We start from the raw sequence: 22,547 nt of genomic DNA on the forward strand, positions 1-22,547 counted from the left end.
CACGCCCGGTGCACGGGTTGTGACAAGCTCAAATGGGGAATAACCGGCTGATCATGAACGCTTAAACGGGAGCCTCAATCAGGAGAACGCTGCTTCCAACGCAATTTCCAACATGTCGCCAAAGCTCTTTTCACGATCCTCGCTCGGCAACGCCTCTCCGGTCTGTAGATGGTCGCTGACCGTCAGCACAGCCAAGGCACGACGGCCATGACGTGCGGCGAGGGTGTAGAGTTCCGCAGCCTCCATCTCGACCCCGAGAATGCCGTGGCGCACCATCTGCTCGTCGAGATCGGGACGCTCAGCATAAAACACATCAGAGGAATAGATCCCGCCGACATGGGTTGTGGAGCCTTTGATTTCGGCAGCCTTCACGGCCGCGTTCAACAGTCCGTAGTCAGCGCAAGGAGCGTAATTCAGTTCGCGAAAAATGCTGGAGGAGGGGGACGTGATCGTGCTGGCGGTCATTGCGATAATCACATCGCGGATGCCAACATGGGATTGCATGCCCCCACACGACCCGATCCGGATCAGGGTCTGCGCATTGTAGGTGGTGATCAACTCATTAGCGTAAATCGACAGGGACGGCATGCCCATGCCCGAGCCCTGGATGGTAACGCGATTGCCTTTCCACGTCCCGGTAAAGCCCAGCATGCCGCGGACTTCGTTGACCAATTCAGCGCCGTCCAGAAACGTCTCTGCAGCCCAGCGGGCACGGTAGGGATCGCCTGGCATCAAAACGGTTGGGGCGATCTGTTCGGGCTTTGCGCCGATATGCACTGTCATGGGTTTTCCAATCCAAAGATGACTCGCCCAAGACTAGCGCAAAACGCACGGGCGATACGAGGGGGACCTCGCATCGCCGGACAACTGTTCAGATCAGCAGATCGTCAGCGCTCTTGCCGCCAGACACAGCAGCTTTGAACCAATTGGGCTGGCGCCCTTTGCCAGTCCAGGTCTGGGTGGGGTTTTCTGGGTTAAGGTATTTAGCCTCGGCCTTTGTGCCTTTGCCCGCACCTTTTCCGGAGCGTTTGCCTGTCAATTCTTCAAGGGAAAACCCGAACTCGGCGGCCGCTTTCTGGGCGGCAGCAAGTGCGTCCTGTTTCTCTTTCTTGCGCAAATCGACAATAGCTTTGTCGACGTCATTGCGCAGTTTTTCCAATTCGCTTCGGCTCATTTTTTCGAGTTTCACGGCCATTCTTTAACTCCGAATTTTTCCCAGGATCGGTGCATATTTTCGATTTCTTTAGGAATTTCAATGAGTCGGGTGATCCAATTTGTGTCACCGGCGATCAATTGCTCGTTTGTCGCGACTTCTTCGACCACCAGTGGAAAAGCTGGCCCGATTTTCTCCAAAAGTCACAGCGCCGAAACTTGCCGAGTTTCGAATTCTCTATTCAGCGGCCACCGAACGCGGATCCGCTAAAGTCACGATATCAGCCATAATCGTATTCAGCTCAAAATCCTTCGGCGTATAGACGCGCGCCACGCCCAAAGCGCGCAGTCGCGCAGCATCATCATCCGGAATAATGCCGCCGACGATAACTGGCACGTGACCCAGCCCTTCGGCCCGCATGCGCTGCATCAAATCCTCGACCAGTGGGATGTGACTGCCTGACAGGATGGACAAACCGACCACATGCGCCTCGTCAGTGCGGGCGGCTGTCACGATTTCTTCTGGGGTCAGGCGGATTCCTTCATACGCGATGTCCATACCGCAATCGCGCGCCCGAACGGCGATTTGTTCTGCGCCGTTCGAGTGTCCGTCAAGTCCAGGTTTCCCAACGAGAAATTTCAGTCTTCGACCTAGCCGATCGCTGACCAAATCAACATCCGCGCGCAACTCATCGAGTCCTTCTGTCTTGTTAGACTGCGATGCTGACACGCCCGTTGGGCCACGATACTCACCATGTACGGCGCGCATCTGTGCGGCCCATTCGCCGGTGGTCACACCAACACGCGCGCAAGCGATCGAGGCGGGCATGACGTTCTCGCCGTTCGCTGCCGCTTGGTGCAAATCAGCAAGGGCTTGCGCGACGGCAACGCTGTCGCGTTCCTGCCGCCATGCCTCAAGCCGGTCAATCTGTTCCTGCTCAACCGCGGGGTCCACGACCATGATCCCACCGTCGCCGGTCATCAGCGGAGATGGCTCTCCGGCCTGATACTTATTTACGCCGACAACAACAGTTTCTCCGCGCTCAATCCGACCCAATCGTTCCGCATTTGAACCGACCAATTGTGCCTTCATGTAATCGATGGCCGCAATCGCCCCACCCATGGAATCCAGTTGCGCCAATTCCTGTCGGGCGCCTTCTTTGAGGGCTTCGACCTTTGAATCCACCGCCGGATTGCCATCAAACAAATCATCAAATTCCAAAAGATCGGTCTCAAACGCCATAATCTGCTGCATGCGCATCGACCATTGCTGATCCCATGGGCGGGGCAGGCCAAGCGCTTCGTTCCATGCTGGCAGTTGCACAGCTCGCGCGCGCGCTTTTTTCGACAACGTCACAGCGAGCATTTCAATGAGAATACGATAAACGTTGTTTTCGGGCTGCTGTTCGGTCAGGCCCAGTGAATTGACCTGCACCCCATACCGGAAACGGCGGTATTTCGGATCGGATACGCCGTAGCGCGTCTCGCAAATCTCGTCCCACAAATCCACAAAAGCGCGCATTTTGCACATCTCGGTTACGAACCGGATGCCAGCATTCACAAAGAATGAAATGCGGCCCACAACAGCTGGAAAGTCCTCAGGTGCGATACGGGGCTTCAACGCGTCGAGCACTGCGGTTGCGGTGGCAAGTGCAAAGGCCAGCTCTTGTTCCGGTGTAGCGCCGGCCTCTTGCAAGTGGTAGGAACACACGTTCATCGGGTTCCACTTGGGCACATTGCTATAGCAATACTCCGCCACGTCCGCGATCATCTTGAGGCTCGGCGCAGGCGGGCAGATATAAGTGCCCCGGCTAAGGTATTCCTTGATCAGGTCGTTCTGAACCGTGCCCTGCAGAGCAGACACATCTGCGCCCTGTTCTTCGGCGACAGCGATGTAAAGCGCCAACAGCCACGGGGCTGTGGCGTTGATCGTCATCGAGGTGTTCATCTGTTCCAAAGGGATGTCTGAGAACAGCGTGCGCATGTCACCAAGGTGAGACACGGGGACGCCAACTTTGCCGACTTCGCCGCGCGCGAGTACGTGATCGCTGTCGTAGCCTGTTTGCGTGGGCAGATCGAAAGCGACGGAGAGGCCCGTTTGCCCTTTGGCAAGATTCGCCCGGTAAAGCGCGTTTGATGCAGCAGCGGTCGAATGGCCTGCATAAGTGCGGATGAGCCAGGGGCGATCTTTTTGGGTCACGGTGACCTCCTTGAATCGGGTGAGCAACAAAGTTGCGCTTGATGCGGTTTAAGAGAAATATTCTGGCGTTGTCAATTCGCTGCGTCGCGGCATTTTTTGCGCCGCGGCAAGAGGGCGACAACCAGCATAGCCCAACCTAGCAAACCAACACTGTGTGCAGAGAGAGTTGCCGGACCACGAAAGGTCAACAATGCGACCAGGACCTCAGGGCGCGGGGGGGCGTCGATTACGGATTGAGCCGGCAAACCATCGATGACGAGACGATAGTAGGCATAATACCCTTGGGGCGAGGCCCAGACAAAGCAGATGAACAACACGAACCAAATTGGTGGTCGCAAAAGTAATGGACGCAACACCGTCATGATGCGTGTGATCGTCAATGCGGCAAGAGCAAAGGCGATCGACACTATGACCAGCCCCACTTGTCCCCAAACCGTCAAGGTATAGAACGAGTCACCTTCATACATCTGTTAGGTCCGTCATGGACGTTTGTGCCAAGTTTCTCATTTACCCCGGCCCGCGCGTTTGCGAGTGTCCCGCGCAATGACGACAACAATTGAACTTCCGCTGTGGCTGTTTGTGCTGATGGTGCTGTTTGCCATGGTGACGTTCGCCTCGCATTTCCTGTTTCCATCTGTCCGCTGGTTTTTTCGCCGCCGCCTCGAGCGCGCAGTCAAACGGCTGAACGAAAGGCTAACGCGGCCCATTGAACCGTTCAAGCTGGCGCGTCGCTACGACATGATCCAGCGTATCATCTACGACCCCGAAGTGACCGAGGCAATCGTCCAGCATGCACATGACAACGAGGTGCCCGAGAACGTCGCCTTTGAAAAAGCTCGCCGCTACGCGCGTGAGATTGTGCCCAGCTTTTCTGCCTTTACTTATTTCAGCTTTGGCACACGTGTGGCACGTTGGCTGGCCACGGCGCTTTACGATGTGCGAACGGCACCCGGCAACACTTCCCGTCTGGACAGCGTCAGCCCCGATGCAACGGTGGTGTTCGTGATGAACCATCGCAGCAACATGGACTATGTGTTGGTGACCTATCTGGCTGCCAAATCCTCCGCGCTCAGCTATGCAGTCGGGGAGTGGGCGCGGGTCTGGCCGCTGAGCCGGTTGATCAAGTCGATGGGAGCCTATTTCATCCGCCGCCGGTCGCGCGGGCAGCTTTATCGCAAGGTTTTGGCTCGATATGTCCAGATGGCGACAGCTGGTGGGGTGACCCAGGCGATTTTTCCCGAAGGCGGGTTAAGCGTGAATGGCCGTCTGATGCCGCTCAAGATGGGCCTTTTGTCTTATGTGGTGGAGGGGTTTGATCCGGAAGCGAGAGATGTCGTATTTGTTCCTGTCGCAATCAACTATGACCGCGTGCTCGAAGATCGGGTTTTGATTGCGGCTGATCAACGCGGTGACCGACGGTTCAGGGCCGGAATCATTGAAGGGATGGGCGCGATCCTGCGGATGTTGTGGCAGTGGGTGACTGGGCGCTATCGCAAGTTTGGCGCGGCCTCCGTCGCGTTTGGCGAACCCGTTTCTCTTGCTCAACTGGCTCCCGAACAAGGGATCGAAACGCTAGCAACAACACTACGAAACCGGATCAATGATGTGACGCCTGTGCTGCCTGTACCGCTGATCTCGCGGATAATGCTGGCCGCAGACGGGCCGTTGGATGAAAAGACATTGCAAGAACGCGTGCTGGCTGCTGTTCCGCAGCGCGCAGGTTATGTCGCTGATCCTCAGGATGGCAGTCTGCAGGCAGACGTCACGCGCGCCCTGACGGACATGGCATTGCGTGGAATGATCGCCGAGAGCGACGCAGGCTGGAGCCTCGTCGAGGCGGAGCGCCCATTTTTGCAGTTCTATGCCAACTCGATTGCCGAGCTTTATCCAGATTGCCCACCCCCAACGGATGCTGCGCGCGCAAAGTTATAAAATTACAAAAAATGCATTCCAGTTGTTGCATTGTTGCGTAAAGGGCCATATTCAGCCACTAGACGCCGCGATTCTGCACTGCGGCACGTATTTTTTGACCGGAGGCTGACATGGCACTGGACCTTGTGACTGAAACGGGCATCGCGCCTTACACTGCACCTGAAAAAGACCTGTACGAGATGGGAGAAATCCCACCCATGGGTTACGTCCCGAAACAAATGTACGCTTGGGCGATCCGCCGCGAACGTCACGGCAACCCAGATACCGCAATGTTGCAAGAGGTCGTGGATGTCCCGACCCTCGACAGCAATGACGTTCTGGTTTTGGTGATGGCAGCGGGCGTGAACTACAATGGAGTCTGGGCCGCCTTGGGTCAGCCCATCAGCCCGTTCGATGGTCACAAGCAACCCTACCATATCGCGGGATCAGATGCGTCGGGTATCGTTTGGGCTGTTGGGGATCGCGTCAAACGGTGGAAGGTTGGCGATGAAGTCGTGGTGCACTGCAATCAGGACGATGGTGATGACGAACACTGCAACGGGGGTGACCCGATGTATTCACCAACTCAACGGATCTGGGGTTACGAAACCCCCGATGGATCGTTTGGCCAGTTTGCCCGCGTCCAAAGCCAGCAACTCATGCCGCGCCCCAAGCACCTGACGTGGGAAGAAAGCGCCTGCTATACCCTCACGTTGGCAACCGCGTATCGGATGCTGTTTGGTCATGAGCCGCACGACCTCAAGCCGGGCCAAAACGTACTGGTCTGGGGGGCGTCGGGCGGCCTTGGATCTTACGCGATCCAATTGATCAATACCGCGGGCGCAAATGCGATTGGTGTGATCAGTGATGAATCCAAGCGGGACTTTGTGATGGACCTTGGCGCCAAAGGAGTCCTGAACCGAAAAGACTTTAACTGCTGGGGCCAGCTGCCGACCGTGAACACGCCCGAATATGCCGAGTGGTTCAAAGAGGCGCGTAAATTTGGGAAAGCCATCTGGGACATCACCGGAAAAGGCAAAAACGTCGACATGGTGTTCGAGCACCCCGGCGAGTCCACATTCCCTGTCTCAACATTCGTGTGCAAACAGGGCGGCATGGTCGTGATCTGTGCCGGTACCACCGGGTTCAACTGCACATTCGACGTGCGCTACATGTGGATGCATCAAAAGCGCCTGCAAGGCAGTCACTTTGCCCACCTGCAACAGGCCAGCGCGGCCAACAACCTGATGGTTGAGCGTCGCCTTGATCCATGCATGTCGGAAGTCTTCACCTGGGAAGATCTGCCCCAGGCTCACATGAAGATGCTGCACAACCAGCATAAGCCCGGTAACATGAGTGTTTTGGTGCAGGCCCCGAAAACGGGTTTGCGCACCCTTGACGATGTTCTTGAGGTTCGGTCGTAGGCTAAATACACCCTTGAGTAGAAATCAAGCGCCGGCGAATCACCCCTAGGTTTTGCGGGCGTTTTCCGTTTTCGGGAGTGTCCTTACACTTCAAAGCGTTGGAATTTCGCCCCTCACTATTTCTGGGGAGTGAAAATAGGTGAATTTTCCACGGCAATTAACACATGTTATAGTTGTGTTAATCTTTCATTAACTACTGGGAAGTGAGTCTGTAGATGAGAAGTGACTGGATACTGGACGTTCTGACGGACCTCAAGACTTTTGCCCGGTCCAACAATATGCCGATACTGGCTGAACAGTTGGACGATTCCGCAATCGTCGCGATGGCCGAGATCGCCGCGATGAAGGATGTCAAAAATGCTCAGCGCGAAGACGGCGACGAAGCCGTTGGAACTCATCTTGGAGGAGCTGGAACAAGCTGATGGCCTTGAGGGTCTTCAAACGGCTACCGAAGCACTATGTGATCACTATGGAATTGATCATGTCATCTATCATTGGGTCGACTCGGCCGGAGAACAATATGGATGCGGCACCTATTCAGACACATGGCGCCATCGCTATCTTGAACTTAATTACCTGCGCATTGATCCAGTTATCATTGGATGTTTTCAGCGGTTTCATCCTGTTGATTGGAAACGCCTTGATTGGTCCAGCAAAGCAGCCCGTGCGTTTCAGGCTGACGCCATTTCACACGGCGTCGGCAATCAAGGGTTTTCCGTACCCATCCGCGGTCCCAATGGACAGTTTGCGCTCTTTACCGTCAACCATTCATGCGGCGACGAAGCATGGGCGAACTGGACTGAAGCACACCGGTGTGATCTGATCCTGATAGCTCACTACTTCAACCAGAAAGCACTGGAATTCGAACCCGACCGTACCCCCGAACAATCTCAGGCGCTCAGCCCGCGCGAAGTTGATGCGATGACGTTGCTGGCAATGGGTTACAGTCGAGCACAAGTCGCTGACACCTTGTCGATCTCGGAACACACGCTGCGCGTCTACATTGAAAGCGCCCGTTTCAAACTGGGCGCGTTGAACACAACCCATGCCGTCGCGCGCGCGATGAGTCGCGGGTTGATTGTGGTTTGAATTCCCCCGTTGCGTCGCTGCACCTCTTGTCGTGCGCCCATGTGAGCAAACGTTAACGCACGCTTGGGTAATACTTCGGTCATGCCTTCCCCGGTCTGACAAGGAGTACCCAAATGCTGCGTTACGTCTATGCCTCCGATTTGATGAATTTTCCCAAACTTGCCCGCACCATGTTTCGCGACCGTGCGGACCAGTTCAAAACCCGACTTGGATGGGATGTGAGCGTTGACGCAGAAGGGTATGAGCGGGACGAGTATGACGATTTGAACCCGCTCTATGTGATCTGGGAAGAACCTGATGGCAGCCATGGCGGTTCCATGCGGTTCTTGCCAACCACGGGACGCACAATGGTGAATGATCACTTTGGCGATCTCATCTCAGGCCCAATCACAAGCCCGCTTATCTGGGAGTGCACACGGTTTTGTTTGACCCGTGGTGCAGGAGGGCATGTAGCGGCGGCCCTTATGCTGGGGGGCGGAGAAATAATGCAGAACTTTGGCGTGGAGCATTTTGTTGGCGTCTTTGACGCCCGCATGGTGCGCATCTATCGCATGATCGGGTCGTCGCCCGAGGTACTAGCTAGCGCAGGCCAAGGGCGCGATCAGATCAGTGTGGGGCTGTGGCATTTTGATCCTGGCGCGGCTGACAAGGTGGCCGAACGGGCAGGGGTCCCGCTCGAGCGCTCGCGGCAGTGGTTTGACCGCGCCTTTGGCAAGCAGACTTCTATCAAGTTCGCGCGAAGCGCCTGATCGCGCTGGCTCATGGTGCGGCCTCTCTGTAGGGTCGCGCCATGAACGTTTCTCTTGCCCTCTCAGATGACCAGGCTGGCGCCTTTGATGCTGTGACGGACATGCTGCGCAGTGCCGGAATCGATCTGGATGATGCACTGTTGATGCCGCCGAAATCGAACGCCACCTCTGTGATGGCGATCACAGGCAAGGCGGGGTCGGGCAAGACGCTGTTGCTTGCCGAGCTCTACAAGGCGCTTGAAGCGGCCGGTGTCGAAATCGTCTCGGGCGATTATGAATCTCGCAAGAAACGCGACAAACGGACCCTCGCCATTCTGGCGCCGACGAACAAGGCGGCCAGCGTGCTGCGTTTTCGTGGCGTACCTGCAACCACGATCCACCGCGTTCTTTACACTCCGGTCTATGATCCCGAATACGAACGGATCGCAGAATGGCTGGCAGGCAACGGCGAACGGCCTGAGGTTGAAGGCCTCACGGAACTCGCCCTCGACCGCGCCTTTGGTTTCTACCAGACCAACAAGTCCATCCCTGGTGCACTGGCTGCTGCAGGCCTGCGCGGTTCTGACTTCATCACAGGTTGGAAACGGCGTGAAGAGCCCCTCGATATTGGCTTTGTCGACGAATCCTCGATGCTGGATGACAAGCAGTTCGAGGACCTTAAGGAAATCTTTCCCAACCTTTTGTTGTTTGGGGACCCCGCTCAGCTGGCCCCAGTCAACCAATCGGGCACGATGGTGTTCGAAAAACTGCCCGCGCCTCGTGTCTTGCACCTTAACCGCATTCACCGGCAGGCAGAGGGCAACCCGATCCTTGATCTCGCCCATGCGCTCGCAGACCCGCAAGTTGATTTCTATGCCTTCGAAAAGATGGTCGAACAGGCCGCAGCCAAAGATGACAGGGTAGTCTGGGGCGAGCGGGTTGAAGTGGATCTGATGGCCCGCAGCCCGGTGTTGGTCTGGCGCAACGCCACGCGCATCCGTCTGATCAATGCCTTTCGCACGGTGCACGGCGCACCAGATGATGCATTGCTGGAAGGTGAACCACTGATCTGCGACGGGCTGGAACTGCCTCTGAAGCACCGCAAGAAGCGGCTTGATCTTGAGGCGCGGGGCCTGATCAAGGGTGCGCAGGTGATCTTTCTGGGGGAGGGTCGTAAACCGGGATTTTCCCGCTTGCACGTGATGGGGGCTGAAGACCCGCAAGTCTCTGCCGCTTCGATCGTGAAGATTGAGAAACCGGATGAGGAAGAACCGTTTATTCCGTTTGCTGCACGTATGGGTGCGACATTCTTGCACGGGGCGGCAGTGACCATACACAAGGCGCAAGGCAGCCAGTGGGACACGGTACAGGTCTTTGCCCCCGACCTATACGGCGCGGCGCGGATGGGGCGTACAGAGGCTGGTCAACCCTTGTGGAAACGCCTTGCCTACGTGGCTATCACGCGTGCCCAAGAAAGATTGATATGGGTGGTGCGCAACCGCCTAGCCAAACCCACGGGCACGCTCACGGTGGATGATTTGCGCAGCGCCCCGGTCGCTCCGCTTACATTGGATGCGCCCGAGCCGGACCTGTAACTCTGCCTGATCTTGGTCAACACGGCGGTGTGTGGAGAAGGGGGACCTTCACGCACGCAGAAAAAGCGAAATCAGTTTCGCAGCAGAGAAAAGGCCGCGGACGCGCCCCATCCTGCAAAGATGGCAATCGCCAGTGACATCAGCCCGTATATGATTGGCTGTTGGCGGCTGAGGCTAAACAGCCAGCGTTCAAGTCCGACTTTACGCACATCAATGCTGGTCTCGTAACTTGACACCACTTGCCCATCCCGGGTCAGGAAGATGCGGGTGGCGTAGGCCCCTTCGGTCAAAGCAGCCGGCAGTTCGATGCGGGCGCGAAACAGTGTTTGCTCATCCACGGCGACTTGGTTTTCCCGCAACTGATACAGGCTTGCCTCTGACCTGATGCGGATCAGGGCCTCGGTGAAGGCAGGAGCATCCGTAATCGACATGGGCGCGCCCACGGACCGGATCGCACGGGGCACCGAGATTTGGTAGCGCAGATCTTCGGTGTCGCGGAGCACATCGCGCAACAGCCCACTGGTGGCGACCGCATAAAAGCTTGGCGCCCTGTCAACTTCGACGGCATCTGTGTTCACCCAGATGCCCACCCGCTTGTCCTTGCGACGCACCATCACCGGGACCGACGGACCCGCGACAGTTATGATCACTTCCAACTCTGGCCCATCTGGCACCGGGACTTCGCGTTTCACCGCCCCAAAGATAAGAATCTCAGAGCCGTCGAAACTGGTTGTGATTGCAATTTCATTCTGGCTGAGGCCCAGCACAACGCTTTCACCCCAAGCGGGCAGGGCCACAAAAAGGAACAGGGCAAGCCAGCGCATCAATGCCCTCCTACCGCACCGACCGAGAAAAGCTCGGAAGGCATCACAAGCAGATCAAAAGCCAGTTTGCCACAAACGGCCAGGACCATTATGGCCAGCAGGATGCGCAATTGTTCGGCCTTCATCTTTACCCCGATCCGGGTGCCGATCTGGGCGCCAATCACGCCCCCGACCAACAGCAGCACGGCCAGAACCACATCGACGGTAAAGTTCGTCGTTGCGTGCAGCATGGTGGTAAAGGCGGTCACAAAGATGATCTGGAACAGAGACGTGCCAACCACAACTTTGGTGGGCATGCCCAGCAGATAGATCATGGCAGGCACCATGATGAACCCGCCTCCGACCCCCATAATGGCGGCCAGAACGCCAACGCACAGACCAACCAGCACCGGGGGAATGACAGAGATATAAAGGCCTGAAACACGGAACCGCATTTTAAAGGGAAGCTTGTGGATCCAGTTATGTTTCTTTCGGGGGGGGACTTTGCCCTTCTTGGTATTGCGGATCGCATTGAGGGATTCGATGAACATCAACCCACCGATCACGCCCAAAAACAGCACGTAGCAAAGCTTGACCAGCAGATCGACCTGACCCAGCGCCTTGAGGTAGTTGAACACAACAACCCCCAGAGCGGCCCCGATGAGCCCCCCCACCAGCAGGACGCAGCCCATCCTGAGGTCCACCGTCTTTCTTTTTAGGTGGGCCAGAACACCAGAGAAGGACGAAGCGACAATCTGGTTGGCTTCGGTGGCCACAGCCACAGCAGGCGGGATGCCGATAAAGAACAACAGCGGCGTCATCAAAAAGCCGCCGCCGACGCCAAACATGCCCGAAAGGATGCCTACTAGACCGCCCAAACCCAGCAACAGGTAGGCATTGACCGACACCTCGGCGATAGGCAGGTAGATTTGCATACCTCTCTTAGGCCCACTGCTGGAGGTAAATCAAGGCATCATGCCGCTCTGCAGCAAACTGGTCGGGCAAGAACAGGCAATCTGGACTTAAATCCACAGCAGTCCTGAACCGTCACCGTTCTTTCACGTAAGGTTCGCCGCCCGCTCGTGGTGGGATTGCCTTGCCCACGAAGCCAGCCAGAATGACAACGGTGAGGATGTAGGGCAGTGCGTCCAGCAACTGGACCTGTACTTTGAACCCAAGCGCGCCTTCGATGATGTCCGGGCGTAGGGCGATGGCCTGCAGGTATCCAAACAGCAATGTGGCCCAAAGCGCGTGCCACGGGCGCCACTTGGCAAAGATCAGAGCCGCCAGTGCGATGAACCCGCGCCCTGCAGTCATGTCCTTCACAAATCCAGCTTGCAGACCTGTGGCAAGGTACGCCCCTGCAAGACCGCACAAGATACCGCAGATGCCCACGGCGGCAAAACGCAAGCCGACGACGGAAACACCCGCCGTATCGACCGCCGCCGGGTTTTCTCCCACGGCCCGCAGGCGCAAGCCAAAGCGTGTGCAAAACAGGATGTACCACGTGCCCGGCACACAGAGCAGCGCCACATAGACAAGGATCGAATGACCTGAAATCAATTCCGCATAGATCGGCCCGAAAACGGGCACAGTGCTGAGGGCATCGGCAAACGGCAGGGTGATGGGTTCAAACCGTCCTCCGCCGATCAGGGACGGGGTGCGCCCGCCTTGCTGAAACCAGCTTTGCGCAATGAGAACGGTCAGGCCCGCGGCAAGGAAATTGATCGCGACACCTGAAATTAGTTGGTTGCCTCGAAAGGTGATCGAAGCAAGCCCGTGTACTGCTGAAAGCACCAGAGAGGCCCCAATGCCTGCCAGCAGCCCGATCCAGACTGACCCGGTGATTGCAGCCAATGCGGCGGAAAAGAAGGCGGCAGCCAGCATCTTGCCCTCGAGCCCGATGTCAAAAATGCCGCCGCGCTCAGAAAACAGCCCCGCAAGACATGCCAACAGAAGTGGTGTGGCCAGTCGTACCGTTGTGTCCAGAACCGACAGATCAAAGAGAGCAAAGAAGTTCATATGTTCTACTCCGCCGGTGTCGATTTGGATTTGGACGTGCGCCGCAGTGCCAGAAATATCCGTTCAAGCGGCATCCGCACCATATTGTCGAGCGCACCGGTGAAAAGGATCACAAGGGCCTGAATGACCACGATCAACTCGCGCGGGATCGACGTCCACAGGGCAAGCTCCGCACCGCCCTGATAAAGAAACCCGAAAAGGATCGCGGCTAGGAATACGCCCACGGGGTGGCTGCGCCCCATCAGCGCGACGGCGATGCCGATGAACCCGGCGCCTTCAACCGCGTTGAGAACCAGACGCTCTGCCTCGCCCATCACGTTGTTGATCGCCATCATCCCCGCCAGTGCGCCCGAGATCAGCATTGCGATCATGGTGATCTGTACAGCGCCGATGCCAGCATAACGCGCGGCGCGTTGGGATTTGCCGTAGGATCGGATTTCCAAGCCAAGCGGCGTGCGCCAGATCAAAAGCCACACGAGCACACAGGCAATCATAGCCACAACAAGGGATACATTTGCAGGGGCTGCCTTGGAAAAGGCGATGCCAAAAGGCGCCAGCAAATCATGTAGCGACGGCAGGTGCACAGCCTCGGGGAAGCGGGCAGTGGCCGGGTCCATGCTTCCCGCCGGGCGTAGTATATTGACCAGCATGTAGTTGAGCACGGCGGCGGCGATAAAGTTGAACATGATCGTCGTGATCACGATATGACTGCCCCGCTTGGCCTGCAGATAGGCCGGGATTGCTGCCCAGAGTGCGCCGAACAGGGCCGATCCGATGATCGCCGCCAGCACTGCGATGGTCCAGTGGGGCCACGGGATAAACAGGCAGACAAGGGCCACGCCAAGGCCGCCAAGCATTGCTTGGCCCTCGCCACCGATGTTGAACAGCCCTGCGTGAAAGGCCACGGCAACGGCCAAGCCGGTGAACATAAAGTTTGTCGCGTAGTAGAGCGTGTAACCCCAGCCATATGTGGACCCCAGAGCGCCTGACACCATCAGTTTGACGGCGGCAACCGGGTCCTCACCGATGGCGAGGATCACAAGGGCTGACAGGATCGCCGCCAGCAAGAGCGAGATTAGCGGAACAAGGATCACCTCGGCCCATTTGGGCATCACATCCATGTCAGTTTTCCTCAACTACAAAGCCGGAAAAGGCCGGTCGGCCTCCGGCTACAGAACTCAGAATGCGCGCATAAGGCGGGCGCCAATCGCTAACGGTCAGGCTTTCGCCACTGCCCGCGTGATAGGTCCACAGCCCGGCAACAAAACAGCGGTGGGCGTCTTGGGGCTGACCGCCTGCGCTGTCATGCACGACGACCAACACGTCGGTATCATCAAAACGGTGGCGGGACACATCACAGGGGGTGCCGACTGAGCCCAACTGCGCAACCGACTGAGCCAGTGCTGCAGGCATTGCAGCGCGCAGCTTATCGCTAGCGACTGCTCCATCGATGAGACCTGTGCCCGAGTGGAACTCTAACCGAGATGCTTTGCGCGCCCCAGACGTGCGGGGTGCGAGCATGGCAAAAGTGGTTGCCAGCGTGACCAGAGTGGATTGCGTGGTTTCATCTTCCGCCCTGACTGCGATATCAAAGCGATCGATTTCTGTTTGCGCGCTGAGCGTGGTTGCAGTGCAGACAAAAGCCGAGGCGAGTTTGAAGAGGCATCGCTTCATCATGCGTCCTCGCTTACGCCGGCCATCAGAAGGCCAAGTTCTTTTTCGTCCGTCTGGCCGGGCATCCGTTCTCCCATGATGCGTCCGTCAAACATAACCGCAACGCGGTCGGCCAGGCTCAGGATTTCTTCTAGTTCGACCGAGACCAGCAGGATCGCTTTGCCTTGATCGCGTAAGGCAACGATTTGCTGGTGAATGAACTCGATTGCCCCGATATCGACGCCGCGCGTGGGCTGGCCGATCAAGAGCAGATCGGGGTTGCGTTCGATCTCGCGTGCCAGAGCGATCTTCTGTTGGTTGCCGCCGGAAAAGTTCTTGGCCGCAAGATGCGGGTGCGGCGGACGGACGTCAAAGCGGTCCATCTTGGCTTGGGTGTCGGCTTTGATCGCGTTGTTGTTGCTGAGCATGCCCGACTGATAAGCGGCGTCACGGTGATAGCCAAAGGCCGTATTTTCCCAAGCCGCGAAATCCATGATCAGACCTTCGCGTTGACGGTCTTCGGGCACGTGGGCGATGCCCTGCGCGCGGCGGGACCGCCCATCTGACTGCGCGCCCGTTAGTTCAATGGGCTGGCCGTTCAACGTGATGGTGCCGGTGCCGTCGGCATAACCGCCAAGCACTTCAAGCAGTTCGGATTGACCGTTCCCTGCGACCCCGGCGATGCCAAGGATTTCACCAGCGCGCACTTGCAGATCGATGCCGCGCAAGCGTTCGACCTTTTGGTCGTCCACAACGCGCAAGTCTTTGATATCCAACACGACATCGCCAGGCGTTGCTGGGGCCTTATCTACGCGCAACAGCACCTTGCGCCCCACCATCAACTCGGCCAGTTGCTCTGGTGAAGTTTCAGACGTCTTCACCGTCGCCGTCATCTCTCCGCGCCGCATCACGCTGACCGTGTCGGTGATGTCCATGATCTCGCGCAGTTTGTGGGTGATCAGGATGATCGTTTTGCCTTCATCCTTGAGACGACCAAGGATGCGGAACAATTGGTCGGCCTCCGAGGGGGTCAGCACGCCGGTTGGCTCGTCCAGAATCAGGATGTTTGCCTGCCGGTACAGCGCCTTGAGGATTTCAACGCGCTGCTGCATACCCACACCGATCTCTTCGATCACGGCATCAGGGTCGACCTTAAGGCCATATTCCTGCTCTAGTTGAAGAAGGGTCTTGCGGGCTTTGGACAACGAGGGTTTCAGCAGGCCCCCATCTTCGGCGCCCAGAATGATGTTCTCCAGAACGGTAAAGTTCTCGACAAGTTTGAAATGCTGAAACACCATCCCGATCCCAGCGGCAATGGCGGCCTGACTATCCGGAATTTCGGTCTTCTGGCCAGAGATGAAGATCTCGCCAGCGTCTGCTTTGTAAAAACCGTAAAGGATCGACATAAGCGTCGACTTGCCGGCTCCGTTTTCTCCGATGATCCCGTGAATCGTGCCGGGCATCACGCGGATCGAGATGTCTTTGTTGGCTTGCACCGGGCCAAAGGCCTTGGAAATGCCTTTGAGTTCAATCGCCGGAGCGGAGGCGGGGGCGGTCATGGTATTGCGTTTCCCGGCTTGTCAAAAAGGCCGCACCACACTCATGTGCGGTGCGGCCCGTAGGGTCTTGGGTTCGGATCAGAAGTCCAGAACGGGGCAGCTGTCGTTGGTGTAGTAGGCGACAACTTCCAGATCGCCGGAGATGATCTTTTCACGGGCTTCTGCGACCGCGGCTTCCATCTCGTCTGTCACCAGTGCGTCATTGTGCTCGTCCAGAGCAACGCCCACACCTTCTTCGGCGAGACCGAGGGTTGTGAACCCACCAGTTTCCATGCCTTCGCCCGCTTTCATCGAGTCATAGACAGCGACGTCAACGCGCTTCAGCATCGAGGTCAGAACTTTGCCGGAGTGCAGGTAGTTCTGGTTGCTGTCCACGCCGATCGACAGGATGTCTTCGTCCGCAGCCGTTTGCAGAACGCCCACGCCAGTACCTCCAGCCGCAGCATAGATCACGTCAGCACCCTGACTGATTTGCGCTTTGGTCAACTCGGAGCCTTTCACGGGATCATTCCAAGCCGCTGGTGTCGTGCCGGTCATATTGGCGATGACTGTTGCATCTGGGTTGACGGCTTTTACGCCTTGGGCAAAGCCGCAGCCAAAGTGGCGGATCAGGGGGATGTCCATGCCGCCAATAAAGCCGACTGTGCCGGACTCAGAAGCCATCGCAGCCATCATGCCCACAAGGTAAGAACCCTGGTGTTCCTGAAAGCCGATCAGCTGTACGTTTGCAGGCACTTCAGGCATCCAGCCGTCGATGTTGACGAACTTGGTGTCCGGATAGTCCGGGGCCACAACGCTGACTGGATCGGCAAATGCGAAACCAGTGGTGATCACCGGGTTTGCGCCGGATTCTGCGAAACGGCGCAGGGCCTGTTCGCGCTGTGCTTCGGACTGCAGTTCGATCTCAAGGAACTTACCGCCAGTTTCGTCCGCCCAGCGTTTGGCGCCGTTAAAAGCAGCTTCGTTGAATGATTTGTCGAATTTGCCGCCAAGATCAAAGATCAGGGCAGGCTCGGCCAGTGCAGCACCGGCCGACAGGGCAAGAGCAGCACTTGCGCCGAGGAATTTCTGCATGAGGGTCATGGTGTCAGGTCTCCCGAGTTTATGTTTGGGGCGGTGCCAGAAGTGAGGCCCGCCCGGGATCGCAGTGATCATACGGGATTAGGCCGCAGGGGCGGGATGGGGTCAACCGCTTTTTGACCCTTGGCCTTGCGCATTTGAACGTGACCTTGCGCTATGCTGAACGCTTGGGCGGGGGGCTGTCTGCCTCCATTGCCCGGTACGTGTCGGTCCCCCGAGGTTTTTTAGCGAACAGAGGACGGCAGGGGCGCCCGCATGATCAGCGCATCCACTTTGTGATCGTCCCGTTTGTAGTAGCCAGCCCTGCGGGCCACGATTTCAAAGCCGAATTGTTCATAGAGGCTGGCAGCTGGAGCATTGTCTGCGGCGACTTCCAAAAATGCGGTTCCTGCACTGTCTTGGGCTGTTTGCATCCACTGCCGCATTAGCTTTGTCGCGATCCCTTGCCGCTGATGATCAGGGTGGGTGGCTATTGTCAGCAACTCGGCCTCGCCCGCAATGGCGCGCCAAAGGGCAAATCCGTTTTGCGCGGTGCTCAGGTGGCAGTATGGGCTGTCGAGCAGTGCGCGAAACTCATCTGCCGACCACGCTCGGTCTTTGGAAAACGCGGCGTCATGTAGCTTTGCCAGCGCTTCAGGGGTCATGTGAGAATGCGGGGCGGTGCATCCCGTGCCGGGGCTGCGTCCGGAGCGCGGACGTAGAACGGGGCGGGTGGCTCGGGCGTTGCCGGCCACAAACGCGCGGCATGGAGAGCGGCACCTGTCGCCAGTTCGGAGGGCGTCGGATTCGGCGCGGCATCGGCGACGTTCTCTGCGGGGACGATGCGGGCACCATGAGAGTCACTTACGTAGACCATGTCCCGAGGGGCAGGAATTGCAATCCGTGCACTCTCCAGGGAAATTTGCGCGCGCGCCTCGAAACCCGTCACACCATAGGCTGGAATGTTCAGACCCAACGCCAATCCTCGTGCCGCAGAAACGCCAATCCGAATGCCGGTGAAATTGCCGGGGCCGGTGCCCACAGCCAGCGCACTCAGATCCGACCAAGTCTTGCCTTGAGCCGCCAGAACCTCTTCTAAAAGGTCCATAAGGCGTTCCGCCTGCCCGCGGGCCATGTCCTCTCCATGCGCGTGCAGAATTGTATCGCCTTTGATCAGAGTGGCGGCGCAATGCGGGCCGGACGTGTCCAAGCCCAGGATTAGCGGGCGACTCATGACTTGGATGCTTTCAGGTTGGCACGTGCGGTGCCATCAGAACGTGGCAGATCATCTGCAAGATGCAGCCATGGCAGACGCTCTGCATGATGGCTGTGCAGAACTGGTGTCAAACAGTCCGCTTGGTCGATGATTCCTAATGGAACATAGATTTGGTCAGGCAGGTAATCGAAGGCTGCGCCGAGGGGGGAGCCACAAGTTGCGCATGTCCAGCGTCGCACGGGACCTTTTGGCGCATAGTCCGGCGGCATCTGCTTGATCAGCGCATCTGCAGAGAAGGCTGCGAACGCGGCAACCGGCGCGCCTGTCCAACGTCTGCAATCGCTGCAATGACAATAGGCCACCGTTTCCGGTGGCCCTTGGATCGTGAGTTCGGATTCGCCGCAATAACAGCGAGCTGTGTATTCCGGCACAGTCTCAGACGGCAACGGGGCGCACTTCTGTGACTTCGGGAATGTAGTGGCGCAGCAGGTTTTCGATGCCCATTTTCAGCGTCAGGGTCGAGGACGGGCAGCCCGCGCAGGCGCCTTGCATGTGCAGATACACGACACCGCGGTCAAAGCCGTGGAATGTAATGTCGCCGCCATCTTGAGCCACAGCTGGTCGTACGCGACTGTCGAGCAATTCTTTGATCTGGCCCACAACTACGCCGTCTTCGCCGTCATGTTCTGCGTGCCCCGAGGCGGGAGCGTGGCCGTCGTCCATTACAGGTTGGCCGGACTGAAAGTGTTCCATGATCGCACCCAGAAGAGCAGGTTTGATATGGTCCCAGTCGACGCTGTCGGCTTTGGTCACGGTGACAAAATCTGTGCCAAAGAAGACGCCTGTTACGCCCTCGACCGCAAAAACGCGCTGTGCCAGTGGTGATTTCTCTGCGGCATCTGCGGTTGGAAAGTCAGCTGTGCCAACCTCTAGTACGGTCTGGCCGGGCAGAAATTTCAGCGTCGCTGGGTTAGGCGTGGATTCGGTCTGAATGAACATGGAGCATCTCCTGATGGATATTGTCGGATATGCGCTTGCACGCGGGTCAAGTCAAGGTTTGGAACAATTCTAAACTGCTGCGCGTGCGTACCGACAGGCCGGTTGATCCGGCGAGCAAGGTCACGTGATGAGTTCGAGCTTTTCCTTGCTCAGGTCTCCGGGAACGATCGTAATCGGAATAGGTAAATTGCCAGCATTGCGGGTCAACTGGGTCACCAGCGGGCCGGGGCCCTTCTTGTCTGTGCCTGCACCCAGAACCAGAACACCAATTTCGGGGTCTTCGCGCACTTGGGCCATGATCTCGTCAACTGGTTGGCCTTCGCGGATCACCAACTCTGGATCTATGTCCTGTTTGTCGCGCATCCATTTGGCGAACACTTCGAAATGTGCGTGGATGCGTTCGCGGGCTTCCTCGCGCATCACCGCACCGACACCAATCCAGTGATTGAATTCATCAGGCGGAATCACGGACAGAATGGCGACTCCGCCGCCCGTGTTGGCCGCACGCATCGCGGCAAAACGCATGGCGTTCAGGCACTCTTGGCTATCATCCAGCACCACGAGAAATTTGCGCATGACGGGATCCCTGTTCCATTGCGAACTCAAGCATGCCGCCAGAGTCGGTCAGAGGCAATGGAAACTTCATACGCCTTCAGGTGGAGGCCGCCCAATCCCAATACATTTCACGAACCCGGCGCGTCACGGGGCCGACCTGATATTGGCTGTCCTCAAACGCGGTGACCGGGGTCACCTTCATCATGTTGCCGGACAGAAATACTTCGTCGGCGTCTTCAAAATCGGCAAATCCAAGAACGGTCTCGTGCACTTCCATCCCGTCTTTGCGCATGTTGTCCATGTGGCGGGCTCGGGTAATCCCAGCCAAAAAGGTGCCGTTCGGGATAGGGGTAAAGACTGCGCCGTCTTTGACCATGAACACATTGGCGGTCGCACTTTCAGCAACGTTGCCCATGGCATCGGCAACCAGTGCATTGCCAAAACCGCGCCTGCGCACATCCGCCAGCATGCGCGCATTGTTTGGATAAAGGCAGCCTGCCTTTGCGTTCACCACATTGTCTTCCAATACGGGGCGGCGGAACTTGGTCCGCCCCAGCGTGGTTGACGCGTTTTGATCTGCCATAGGTACAGCCTCAAGGCAGATGGCAAAGCCAGTGGAATTTTCTTTGGGCACGATGCCGGATACGTCACCATCCAGTGCCCAGTACATCGGACGGATATAGACAGCTTCGTTAGGGCCATAGGCCTGCAATCCCTCTTGCACGGCCGCCACGACGTCGGCCGTTTCCATCGTCGGCGTGATCATTAACGCTTCGGCAGAGCGGTTCACGCGGGCGCAGTGCGCTTCGAGATCCGGGGACCGCCCGTTAAAGTACCGCGCTCCGTCAAACACGGTGGTGCCGACCCAGCTTCCATGATCGGCGGCGCGCATGATCGCGACATCCTCATCGTGCCATGCGCCGTTGAAGTATGTGCGGATATGTGTGCCGATAGTCATGAGTAAACCTTTCCAGTGCTGCGCGCGAGGCTATCAGAAACAGGTCACAGTTCCAGACCTTTCAGTCGGCCGGGCGCAGTTGATACACACCTTCGGGTAGATCAAGCGCCGCAGCCAGATCGCGCACTTGTTCAGGAGACAGTGTGATGCGCACCACGCTGTCTGTACGGGCATCAAACTGTTCAACCGTGATACATTCAGCGAAATTGTTGACGATCACATCCTCTTGCAGAGGTGTCGCCCCCTCATCCACCAGTGTGATGACCGTCGCGTCAAATTCGTGTTCAATTGTAAACATGGCGAGAGGCTAAAACATGCTTTCGGATTTGCAAAGAGTCGCAAGCGAGGAATGGAGCGCTTGATCGGGGCTGTAACCCACATATTTCCATGGTAGAAAGATGATCCGACGGGCCAACAAGGATGTCCCGGGTCGTAGAAAAGGAATGTGCGCAATGATCCGTTTGATGGCAGCTCTAGCACTGCTGGCATTTGTATCCGCCTGTGGCGATCCAGTGGTGATTTCCGGACCAGCTTCCACCGGTCCAGCGCCAGCGGCGCAGGATGTGCCCGACGAATTGCGCACCAGTTCACAAACCGGGCGTGCCTTTGCAAGTGTTGTGAATCGCGTCGAGCCGATTGCAGAACGAGAATGCCGTTCGCGCACCACCGGGGTGAATTGTGATTTCCGTATTTTGATTGATGATCGTCCGAACCAGCCTGCCAATGCGTTTCAGACTTTGGATGAAAACAAACGGCCTCTGCTGATTTTCACGATAGCGCTGCTCAATGAAGCACGAAATGCGGACGAGATAGCGTTTGTGATGGGACACGAAGCGGCACACCACATTCGGGGCCACATCGCCCGGCAGCAACAAAACGCCGCAGCCGGAGCCATACTCTTGGGTGGGATTGCATCCGTTATTGGAGGCGATCTGGGGTCTGTAGAAGCGGCACAGCAACTTGGGGCGCAAGTCGGTGCACGCTCCTATTCCAAGGATTTTGAGTTGGAGGCTGATGTACTCGGTACGGTGATTACGGCGCGTGCAGGTTATGATCCGGTGAGGGGGGCGGGCTTCTTTACCCGAATTCCTGACCCAGGTGACCGGTTCCTTGGGACCCATCCGCCCAATGCCCAAAGGATCCAGGTTGTCAGACAGACGGCTGCTGGGCTTTAGGGCGTCGTTTTCCGACCTCGAAAACGGATGGAAATCGGCGCGGTTTCCTTTTCGTCTCGCCCGGTGTTTCTTTCGAGTATGAAACAACTTGGACACATCCTGACCGACAAGGGTTCGAAATACGCGGTGTCGGGGTGTTCCGTGACTGACCGGTCAATGATCGACGCTGCACTGAAATTGCTGAAACGCGACCGCAGCTATGCCAAGGCGACGCACAACACATGGGGCGCAAATTTGAGCCAAGGTGGACCCATCAAGGGTGATGATGGTGAATCGGGCGCGGGGATGGTGATTCTGCGGATGTTGGAGCGCGAAGGGGTGCAGGATCACCTCGTTGTGGTGACGCGCTGGTATGGCGGCAAACACCTTGGTGGGGATCGTTTTCGCCATGTGCAGACTTGCGTGCGCGCCTATCTGGATGCGCTTTGATCTGCATCAAGGACGATCAG

At 57.4% G+C, this 22,547-nt stretch carries 26 protein-coding genes; 8 read left to right on the forward strand and 18 right to left on the reverse strand.

Going from position 1 to position 22,547, the window contains the following annotated elements; all coding sequences use genetic code 11:
• Positions 1 to 78: 78 nt before the first annotated feature.
• The 4 genes from deoD to ABJD00_RS22610 form a co-directional block, all read right to left on the reverse strand.
• On the reverse strand, positions 79 to 783 hold the full coding sequence (gene deoD / locus ABJD00_RS22595; protein ID WP_413829046.1) for a purine-nucleoside phosphorylase: 705 nt from the start codon (positions 781 to 783) through the stop codon (positions 79 to 81).
• Positions 784 to 871: 88 nt separating this feature from the next.
• Positions 872 to 1,195, reverse strand: coding sequence for an H-NS family nucleoid-associated regulatory protein (locus ABJD00_RS22600; RefSeq protein ID WP_413829047.1), 324 nt, complete (start codon positions 1,193 to 1,195; stop codon positions 872 to 874).
• A 195-nt stretch (positions 1,196 to 1,390) separates the two neighbouring features.
• The gene (locus ABJD00_RS22605; RefSeq protein WP_413829049.1) at positions 1,391 to 3,352 is read right to left on the reverse strand and encodes a methylmalonyl-CoA mutase family protein; all 1,962 of its coding nucleotides are present in this window, start codon (positions 3,350 to 3,352) and stop codon (positions 1,391 to 1,393) included.
• Between the two features lie 71 nt (positions 3,353 to 3,423).
• Positions 3,424 to 3,819: a hypothetical protein gene (locus ABJD00_RS22610; protein ID WP_413829051.1), complete on the reverse strand. Its 396-nt coding sequence runs from the start codon at positions 3,817 to 3,819 to the stop codon at positions 3,424 to 3,426.
• Between the two features lie 76 nt (positions 3,820 to 3,895).
• On the opposite strand from ABJD00_RS22610, the gene ABJD00_RS22615 reads away from it, so the two are divergent.
• From ABJD00_RS22615 to ABJD00_RS22640, 6 genes are all read left to right on the forward strand, one after another.
• Positions 3,896 to 5,284 carry a 1-acyl-sn-glycerol-3-phosphate acyltransferase gene (locus tag ABJD00_RS22615; RefSeq protein WP_413829053.1) on the forward strand — a complete coding sequence of 463 codons (1,389 nt, stop codon included), beginning with the start codon at positions 3,896 to 3,898 and terminating at the stop codon, positions 5,282 to 5,284.
• A gap of 110 nt (positions 5,285 to 5,394) precedes the next feature.
• A complete protein-coding gene (ccrA, locus tag ABJD00_RS22620) occupies positions 5,395 to 6,687 on the forward strand; it encodes a crotonyl-CoA carboxylase/reductase (RefSeq protein WP_413829055.1) in 1,293 nt (430 codons plus the stop codon).
• Between the two features lie 215 nt (positions 6,688 to 6,902).
• The gene (locus ABJD00_RS22625; protein WP_413829057.1) at positions 6,903 to 7,109 is read left to right on the forward strand and encodes a hypothetical protein; all 207 of its coding nucleotides are present in this window, start codon (positions 6,903 to 6,905) and stop codon (positions 7,107 to 7,109) included.
• Positions 7,045 to 7,776, forward strand: coding sequence for a helix-turn-helix transcriptional regulator (locus ABJD00_RS22630; protein ID WP_413829059.1), 732 nt, complete (start codon positions 7,045 to 7,047; stop codon positions 7,774 to 7,776). Before ABJD00_RS22625 ends, ABJD00_RS22630 begins: the two co-directional genes overlap by 65 nt.
• A 113-nt stretch (positions 7,777 to 7,889) precedes the next feature.
• Entirely contained in the window at positions 7,890 to 8,525 is a 636-nt protein-coding gene (locus tag ABJD00_RS22635) for an acyl-homoserine-lactone synthase (RefSeq protein WP_413829061.1), read from the forward strand.
• A gap of 41 nt (positions 8,526 to 8,566) precedes the next feature.
• A complete protein-coding gene (locus ABJD00_RS22640; protein WP_413829062.1) occupies positions 8,567 to 10,099 on the forward strand; it encodes an ATP-dependent DNA helicase in 1,533 nt (510 codons plus the stop codon).
• Positions 10,100 to 10,170: 71 nt separating this feature from the next.
• Here ABJD00_RS22640 and ABJD00_RS22645 read toward each other — a convergent pair whose 3' ends face one another.
• The 14 genes from ABJD00_RS22645 to ABJD00_RS22710 all read right to left on the reverse strand — a co-directional run bounded on the left by ABJD00_RS22645 (position 10,171) and on the right by ABJD00_RS22710 (position 21,221).
• The gene (locus ABJD00_RS22645; protein ID WP_413829064.1) at positions 10,171 to 10,923 is read right to left on the reverse strand and encodes a TIGR02186 family protein; all 753 of its coding nucleotides are present in this window, start codon (positions 10,921 to 10,923) and stop codon (positions 10,171 to 10,173) included.
• Positions 10,923 to 11,837, reverse strand: a complete 915-nt coding sequence (locus ABJD00_RS22650) for a sulfite exporter TauE/SafE family protein (RefSeq protein ID WP_413829066.1) — start codon at positions 11,835 to 11,837, stop codon at positions 10,923 to 10,925. The genes ABJD00_RS22645 and ABJD00_RS22650 overlap by 1 nt, the downstream gene beginning before the upstream one ends.
• Before the next feature lie 112 nt (positions 11,838 to 11,949).
• A complete protein-coding gene (locus ABJD00_RS22655; RefSeq protein ID WP_413829068.1) occupies positions 11,950 to 12,924 on the reverse strand; it encodes an ABC transporter permease in 975 nt (324 codons plus the stop codon).
• Positions 12,925 to 12,929: 5 nt separating this feature from the next.
• Positions 12,930 to 14,045 (reverse strand): ABC transporter permease, encoded by a 1,116-nt coding sequence (locus ABJD00_RS22660; RefSeq protein WP_413829070.1) that lies wholly within the window; start codon positions 14,043 to 14,045, stop codon positions 12,930 to 12,932.
• Between the two features lies 1 nt (position 14,046).
• On the reverse strand, positions 14,047 to 14,598 hold the full coding sequence (locus tag ABJD00_RS22665; RefSeq protein WP_413848982.1) for a hypothetical protein: 552 nt from the start codon (positions 14,596 to 14,598) through the stop codon (positions 14,047 to 14,049).
• On the reverse strand, positions 14,598 to 16,136 hold the full coding sequence (locus ABJD00_RS22670) for an ABC transporter ATP-binding protein (RefSeq protein WP_413829074.1): 1,539 nt from the start codon (positions 16,134 to 16,136) through the stop codon (positions 14,598 to 14,600). Before ABJD00_RS22670 ends, ABJD00_RS22665 begins: the two co-directional genes overlap by 1 nt.
• 78 nt (positions 16,137 to 16,214) lie before the next feature.
• Positions 16,215 to 17,219, reverse strand: coding sequence for a BMP family lipoprotein (locus tag ABJD00_RS22675; RefSeq protein WP_413829075.1), 1,005 nt, complete (start codon positions 17,217 to 17,219; stop codon positions 16,215 to 16,217).
• Positions 17,220 to 17,440: 221 nt separating this feature from the next.
• On the reverse strand, positions 17,441 to 17,860 hold the full coding sequence (locus ABJD00_RS22680) for a GNAT family N-acetyltransferase (protein ID WP_413829077.1): 420 nt from the start codon (positions 17,858 to 17,860) through the stop codon (positions 17,441 to 17,443).
• Positions 17,857 to 18,429, reverse strand: a complete 573-nt coding sequence (tsaB, locus tag ABJD00_RS22685; RefSeq protein WP_413829079.1) for a tRNA (adenosine(37)-N6)-threonylcarbamoyltransferase complex dimerization subunit type 1 TsaB — start codon at positions 18,427 to 18,429, stop codon at positions 17,857 to 17,859. The genes ABJD00_RS22680 and tsaB overlap by 4 nt, the downstream gene beginning before the upstream one ends.
• The gene (locus ABJD00_RS22690; RefSeq protein ID WP_413829146.1) at positions 18,426 to 18,842 is read right to left on the reverse strand and encodes a GFA family protein; all 417 of its coding nucleotides are present in this window, start codon (positions 18,840 to 18,842) and stop codon (positions 18,426 to 18,428) included. Before ABJD00_RS22690 ends, tsaB begins: the two co-directional genes overlap by 4 nt.
• 4 nt (positions 18,843 to 18,846) lie before the next feature.
• A complete protein-coding gene (locus tag ABJD00_RS22695) occupies positions 18,847 to 19,410 on the reverse strand; it encodes a NifU family protein (RefSeq protein ID WP_413829081.1) in 564 nt (187 codons plus the stop codon).
• Between the two features lie 120 nt (positions 19,411 to 19,530).
• Entirely contained in the window at positions 19,531 to 19,986 is a 456-nt protein-coding gene (locus ABJD00_RS22700) for a universal stress protein (RefSeq protein WP_413829083.1), read from the reverse strand.
• Positions 19,987 to 20,062: 76 nt separating this feature from the next.
• Positions 20,063 to 20,923 (reverse strand): branched-chain amino acid aminotransferase, encoded by an 861-nt coding sequence (locus ABJD00_RS22705; protein ID WP_413829085.1) that lies wholly within the window; start codon positions 20,921 to 20,923, stop codon positions 20,063 to 20,065.
• A 61-nt stretch (positions 20,924 to 20,984) separates the two neighbouring features.
• Complete coding sequence (locus ABJD00_RS22710; protein WP_413829087.1) at positions 20,985 to 21,221, reverse strand: hypothetical protein; 237 nt, start codon at positions 21,219 to 21,221, stop codon at positions 20,985 to 20,987.
• 154 nt (positions 21,222 to 21,375) lie between these two features.
• On the opposite strand from ABJD00_RS22710, the gene ABJD00_RS22715 reads away from it, so the two are divergent.
• Positions 21,376 to 22,098, forward strand: coding sequence for a M48 family metallopeptidase (locus ABJD00_RS22715; protein ID WP_413829089.1), 723 nt, complete (start codon positions 21,376 to 21,378; stop codon positions 22,096 to 22,098).
• Between the two features lie 78 nt (positions 22,099 to 22,176).
• Positions 22,177 to 22,527, forward strand: a complete 351-nt coding sequence (locus tag ABJD00_RS22720; protein ID WP_413829091.1) for a YigZ family protein — start codon at positions 22,177 to 22,179, stop codon at positions 22,525 to 22,527.
• The last annotated feature ends 20 nt before the right edge of the window (positions 22,528 to 22,547 follow it).

This window comes from Tateyamaria sp. (genome assembly GCF_039945315.1).
GTDB lineage: Bacteria > Pseudomonadota > Alphaproteobacteria > Rhodobacterales > Rhodobacteraceae > Tateyamaria.